The sequence below is a fragment of the Sulfuriflexus sp. genome (assembly GCF_032250955.1).
Lineage (GTDB): Bacteria > Pseudomonadota > Gammaproteobacteria > AKS1 > AKS1 > Sulfuriflexus.
Window position 1 is genome coordinate 21,194 of sequence record NZ_JAVVES010000034.1, and the last position, 6,149, is coordinate 27,342.

At 55.6% G+C, this 6,149-nt stretch carries 6 protein-coding genes; 1 reads left to right on the forward strand and 5 read right to left on the reverse strand.

Annotated features, from left to right (window positions below; all coding sequences use genetic code 11):
• Positions 1 to 4: 4 nt before the first annotated feature.
• Positions 5 to 496 carry an LPS assembly lipoprotein LptE gene (gene lptE, locus RQ738_RS07820; protein ID WP_314163869.1) on the reverse strand — a complete coding sequence of 164 codons (492 nt, stop codon included), beginning with the start codon at positions 494 to 496 and terminating at the stop codon, positions 5 to 7.
• Between the two features lie 25 nt (positions 497 to 521).
• Complete coding sequence (gene leuS, locus RQ738_RS07825; RefSeq protein WP_314163870.1) at positions 522 to 3,065, reverse strand: leucine--tRNA ligase; 2,544 nt, start codon at positions 3,063 to 3,065, stop codon at positions 522 to 524.
• A gap of 166 nt (positions 3,066 to 3,231) precedes the next feature.
• Between leuS and RQ738_RS07830 the strand changes: the two genes are divergently transcribed.
• Positions 3,232 to 3,756, forward strand: a complete 525-nt coding sequence (locus RQ738_RS07830; RefSeq protein ID WP_314163872.1) for a zinc ribbon-containing protein — start codon at positions 3,232 to 3,234, stop codon at positions 3,754 to 3,756.
• A 222-nt stretch (positions 3,757 to 3,978) separates the two neighbouring features.
• On the opposite strand, the gene RQ738_RS07835 is transcribed toward RQ738_RS07830, so the two are convergent.
• The 3 genes from RQ738_RS07835 to RQ738_RS07845 form a co-directional block, all read right to left on the reverse strand.
• A complete protein-coding gene (locus RQ738_RS07835) occupies positions 3,979 to 4,542 on the reverse strand; it encodes a hypothetical protein (RefSeq protein ID WP_314163874.1) in 564 nt (187 codons plus the stop codon).
• Between the two features lie 173 nt (positions 4,543 to 4,715).
• Complete coding sequence (locus RQ738_RS07840; protein ID WP_314163876.1) at positions 4,716 to 5,183, reverse strand: DUF1456 family protein; 468 nt, start codon at positions 5,181 to 5,183, stop codon at positions 4,716 to 4,718.
• Between the two features lie 91 nt (positions 5,184 to 5,274).
• Entirely contained in the window at positions 5,275 to 6,000 is a 726-nt protein-coding gene (locus tag RQ738_RS07845; protein WP_314163877.1) for a hypothetical protein, read from the reverse strand.
• Between the last annotated feature and the right edge of the window lie 149 nt (positions 6,001 to 6,149).

Below are 6,149 nucleotides of genomic sequence, written 5' to 3' on the forward strand. Positions count from 1 at the left end.
CCCGTTAGCCGCGGGCCTGCAGACGACGCAGGATCTGACCCACCAGGTCGTCGACCATATCCTCGCGTAGCTGGGCTTCCTGGTTGTCCGTGCCGAGGACGTTGTTCTGGTCGAACACATAATCGCGCAACTGCCGTAGCGGCTGGGCCGCTAACAGGGTGTTTCCCTGGCGGTCGCGTACCGACATCATGACGCTGTAATGCAGCTCATACTCGGCGGTCTTGCCGGAGACGGCGGAGACAGATAGCAGACGCCGCTCATAGTTGATCTGCTTCAGCTCGAGGATGACACTGGCGGCAGTCGGTTCGACGACCTCGATACCATTACCCTGCAGGCGACGTTTCAGCTTCAGGCCCAACTCGGAATACGGCGATACGCCCTCGATGGCCATGCGCTGGTAAGAGGCCGGCAGATCGACAGCATCACGCAGGTGAAAACCGCAGCCACTCAACAGGCTGGCGAACAAAAAAAGAATAGTCAGGCGTAATGCAGTCATAGGTCCCCCGTATCGGTAAAATTTATCATGCCACAACGATATTCACCAGCTTGCCGGGCACAACAATCACCTTGCGCACAGTCTTGCCTTCCATATTGCGTTGGACATTCTCCTCGCCCAGCGCCGCGGCCTCGATAGTCTCGCGGCTGGCGTCGGCGGCCACGGTGATGCGACCGCGCAGCTTGCCGTTGACCTGCACGACGATCTCGAGCGTGTTCTTGACCAGGGCGCTGGCATCGGCGCTCGGCCAGCTGGCCGTGAGGATCGGCGTGCTGTTACCGCGCATCTGCCATAAGGCATGCGTGATGTGCGGCACGATCGGCGCCAGTACTCGCAGCACCCTGTCGATGCCCTCGGCATAGACCGCATCACGACCCGCCGCGGCCGGTTGTTTCTCGACCTCACTGAGTATGTTCAGCATCTTCATGCAGGCGGCAACCACGGTGTTGAACTGGTAGCGCTCGACATCGCGGTTGATCTGCTCGAGCTGGCTGTGCAGTTCGCCGCGCTGCGCTTTCAGATCAGCGTCGAGACCCGACCAGTCGAAACCCGTGGCCAGCGCCGGGGCCGACTGCGCCAGTTTCCACAGGCGCTTGAGGAACCGCGAGGCGCCCTCGACGGCATCGTCATTCCATTCCAGCGACTGTTCGGGCGGCGCGGCAAACATGGTAAACAGACGTACCGTGTCGGCACCGTACTTGCTGATCAGGTCCTGCGGGTCGACCGTGTTGCCCTTCGACTTCGACATCTTGGTGCCGTCCTTCAGCACCATGCCCTGGGTGAGCAGGTTCTTGAATGGCTCGTCCTTGTCAACCAGGCCGATGTCCCGCATTAACTTCTGGTAAAAACGCGCATACAGCAGGTGCAGGATGGCGTGCTCGATACCCCCGATATACTGGTCGACCGGCAGCCAGTAGTTGGCGCGCTCGTCGAGCATGGCCTCGTCGTTATCGGTGCACGTGTAACGGGCGTAGTACCAGGACGACTCCATAAAGGTATCGAAGGTATCCGTCTCGCGCTCGGCCTTGCCGCCGCACTTTGGACAGGTGGTCTCGTAGAACTCGGGCATCTTCTTGAGAGGCGAACCGACCCCGTCGAACTCGATGTCGGTCGGCAGCTCGACCGGCAGCTGGTCTTCCGGCACGGTGACCTCGCCACAAGTCGGGCAGTTGATCATCGGGATCGGCGCACCCCAGTACCGCTGGCGGGATACCCCCCAGTCGCGCAGGCGGAAGTTGACGCGCTTGCTGCCCTTGCCCTTCTTTTCCAGATAAACCGCTAATGCATCAAAGGCTTCCTGCGAACTTAGGCCTGTAAATTCATCAGAATCAATCAATACACCTGGTTTAGAAAAAACATCATCCCATTCGAGCCAGATATGAGGATTTTCTCCTTCAACCTGCCTACAGGGTGCTTCCTTCATTTTTGCATTACCTACGCCTTCAGAAAACACTGAAGCTTTAACTTTCGATAGATCCCAACTTGAAGGAATAATTACTGGTTTAATTGCCAAACCGTATTTGTGGGCAAACTCGAAGTCGCGCTGGTCATGCGCCGGCACAGCCATGACCGCGCCCTCACCGTAACCCATGAGCACGAAATTGGCCGCGAACACTGGCACCTCGTCACCCGTGATCGGGTGCCTGGCCTTCAGACCGGTATCGACGCCCTTCTTCTCCATAGTCTCCATGGCGGCCTCGGAGGTCTCCATGACCTTGCACTCGTCGATAAAGGCGGCCAGGGCAGGATTATCACTGGCGGCCTTGGCGGCCAGCGGGTGTTCCGGGGCCACGGCAACATAGGTCACGCCCATGAGCGTGTCGGGGCGGGTAGTAAAGACCTTCAGCGGCTCGCCCTCAACCTCGAAGGCGACTTCCACGCCCTCGGAGCGGCCGATCCAGTTGCGTTGCATGGCGCGGACCTGCTCCGGCCAACCCTCGAGATTATCGAGTTCCTGCAACAACTCGTCGGCATATGCCGTGATCTTCATGAAATACTGGGGTATCTCCTTGCGCTCGACCGGCGTGTCACAGCGCCAGCAGCAACCGTCGATGACCTGCTCGTTGGCGAGCACGGTCAGGTCATTCGGGCACCAGTTCACCGGCGCGGTCTTCTTGTAGATCAGGCCCTTGTTGAAGAGCTTCGTGAACAGCCACTGCTCCCACTTGTAGTATTTCGGGTGGCAGGTGGCGAGCTCGCGCTTCCAGTCATAGCCGAAACCGAGGCGCTGTAACTGGCCACGCATGTAGTCGATATTCTCATAGGTCCACTTCGCCGGCGGCACGTTGTGCTTGATCGCGGCGTTCTCGGCCGGCAGGCCGAAGGCATCCCAGCCCATCGGCTGCAGGACATTCTTGCCAAGCATGCGCTGATAACGGCTGATCACATCGCCGATGGTGTAGTTACGGACGTGGCCCATGTGCAGACGCCCGCTCGGGTAGGGAAACATGGACAGGCAATAGAACTTCTCGCGGCCCTCATCTTCGACGGCGCGAAAACTATCGTGCGCCTGCCAGTACTCACGGGCCGCTTCTTCAATCTTTTCAGGGTGATACTGTGCCTTGTCCATTATTCTTACTTGCCGCTGGTGAAAGGGCGTAAGGATACCGCAGCGCGCGCAGGCCCCACAACATTATCTGGGGTTATTCAACCAGGCCCGGCAACGGTAAGACTGGTCAGCTCCCGCCGGATAGGGCATGCTCATCATATAAAACCCAAGTTGTCGGAGAAAAGCCATGCCAGAAAATACGCCACTGAACCAGAAATTTGTCGATGCCTACAACAAGATGCTCGAGCGCCTGCACGTGGCGATGGATGAAGTCGGCCATCATGCCCGCCCCGATTTCCGGGAACAACTCCGGCAAGCCGCCGAAAAGGCCTCCGAACTGGGCGAGCTCGGTCGCGAAGAGGCCCACGAGATCGCCGGCTACCTGCAACGCGACATCCACGATGCCGCGCAATGGCTGGCCGAGAACGGCGATGAACTGAAATTCTGGCTGCGCTTCGATATCGAGCTGGTCGAGTCACGCCTGTTTAATGCCATGAACTCGGTGGCCGACAAGACCCGCCTCGAACTGAAAAAACTCGAGGAGCAGGCCGGCCTGACCGGTGAGTGGAAGACCGGCGAGATCAGCGGCATTGGTACACTGGTGTGTAAAAACTGTGGCGAACTGCTGCACTTCCACACCAGCGGCCACATCCCGCCCTGCCCGAAGTGCCATGGCACCGCCTTCAAGCGTGCCAGTCATTCAGCGGATTGAAAAAACCATAGACAGGATTGAGAGGATGAACGAGATTGGTTCTTGCCACTTTTAACATCCTGTCAATCCTGTCTAATTGCCTGTCACGTAAAATCAAAAAAACCGGACAGGGTCGACGGCACCGGTCATTGCCCATATTTGAGCACGCCCATTCAATACGAGTTTTTCCAAAAAAATGCCGGGCTCGAGGCCCGGCATTTTTAATCCAGCAGATAACAAGTCTCAGGAATTGCGTCTCTTGAAATCGCCAATCAGGGCGTCCGGCTTCTTTTTCTTATTCGACTTGTTCAGCACGAAGACGACCGTCTCGCCCTTCGGCCCGCCGCCGATCTCGGTGAACATAAAGTTCGGGTGCCCGAAATCACGTACCGTCTGCATGTCTTCAAAGCTGTTGAATACATAGATGCGACCATGCTTGTGCATTTCTGCATAAAAGTAATCGGCCTTGATCTTGCCGTCATACAAATCAATCGCCGGAATATCCTTCTTCATCTTTTTGTCTTTTTTGGTCAAACCAAACACCATTGTCTCACCATGCGGACCCGCGCCGATTCGGGTCAGGCGGAATGAGGTCTCGCCAAGCGACATAAATTCATTGAAAACACTCTTGTCGTAGAAAACATGAATACGACCATCATGGTGTACTTCATAAATAGTGAGATCAGCCCGGCCAAGCGGCTGCTTGACCGTTTTTGTTGACTCGGCGTGTGTTTCCACAGGCACGGCGCACCCCGCCATAACCCCGGCCCACAACAGAACAAAAACAAAACCTGTGATATGTCGCATGGTAGTCCCCATCATCATTTTAAATAAACAGGTTGCAATGTAATAAAATCATGTGAAATTTCAATGACAGGAAAATGACAAAATAAAGTCAGTAAAAAAACCGGACAACCCGAATAATCAGGCCGGCATGATAAGGCGGCGGGCTAACTGCGCCAGGTTGAGGGGGCGATATATTATCCTTCGGTCTCACGGTACATCAGCTGCATACCGTTGAGGAAGTTACGCAGAATCTGGTCCTGGCAGGTGCGGTAATTTTTATGCCCCGGCTTGCGGAAAAACGCGCTTAGTTCATGTTTGCTTATCTGTACATCCGCCAGCGCCAGGATCTCAATGACATCCTCTGCCTGCAGGTCCAGGGCAATTTTTAATTTTCGAAAGATAATGTTGTTGCTCAGGCGCTGCTCCGGCTCGGGCTGCATACCTTCTTTTTTGCCGCGTCTCTCGATGATCAGGCCATTGAGGAAACTTGCCAGCTCGACATCACTACAGGCCTGGAATGCCGGGTCATCGTCTTTCTTCAGCCAGGTGCCGACCTGCTCACGCGTCACCGCCAGCCCGGCCAGGGCAAAGATCTCCACCATCTTCACATCGCTATAATCGAAGGTATAGCGGATACGCCGCAAGACATCGTTATTGGTCACAAATATTTCCTGTTTTCAGGATTCCGCGACAACATACTCGTTAACGAGTGGATCATCGCCTGGTTCCTGTTAATCCGGCCAGCAAGGTTTTCTAGTAGGTTTCCCACTGCTCGACTTCAATGCTCTTGATGTCGTTGAACAGGACCTCGAAGGCAAAGTCGCCGCCGCGCAGGTTGCGTTCCAGCACGAGGCGGTCGTATTTTACTTCCTTGAGCTTGCCCTGCTTCTCGACGCCGCTCATGCTGATGACGCGCACGTTTTCACCTATATACTGGCGGGCCTGCGAGACGCGAATACTGTTGTAGACCTTGATGCGCTGTGTCGCGGGGGGCGCGGCCTGTTGCTCGGCCTGCCTGGCGCGCTCGTTCATTTTCCCGGTCAGGGTATTGATTTGATCTTCTGCCGGCTGCGGTTGCTCGGCGCCGGGTAGTTGTTCCGCCTCGGTACCGAACATTTCCGCCATGCGCTGCTGGATACGTTGCTGGGCTTCCTGTTCTGTTATCTGGCCGGAGCGTACCTGGCTGTTAAGCTCCATGACCCCGGCCTCGGTAAACATGGTGGAAAGGACATTGAAGAAGAACACCGCGTAAACGATGGAAGCAATGACATAGGTGAGGAACGGTTTTTTCGCCTTGTCCCAGTGCATGATACCGAACACGATGATGACCAACGGCACAAAGAGACTGCCAAGACCCCACAGGATATTTTCCTTGAAGGCTATCACCAGGGTCCAGATAAAACTGACCAGCGTCACGATACTCAGCAGCAACATCAGACCAAGCATGCCGGCTGATAACCCCATTTCTTCTGGCGTCATACCCCACCCTCTTGTTTAAATATTATTCTCATGAATTGATGCATACAGCTTATGCCACCGGCATAATATTGCAATATGCCTCGTCAGAAAAATTCATGGGTAGTTTTCGGGGCAGGTAGCGCTCCAAGCGCGTGATATAAGGCGATTTC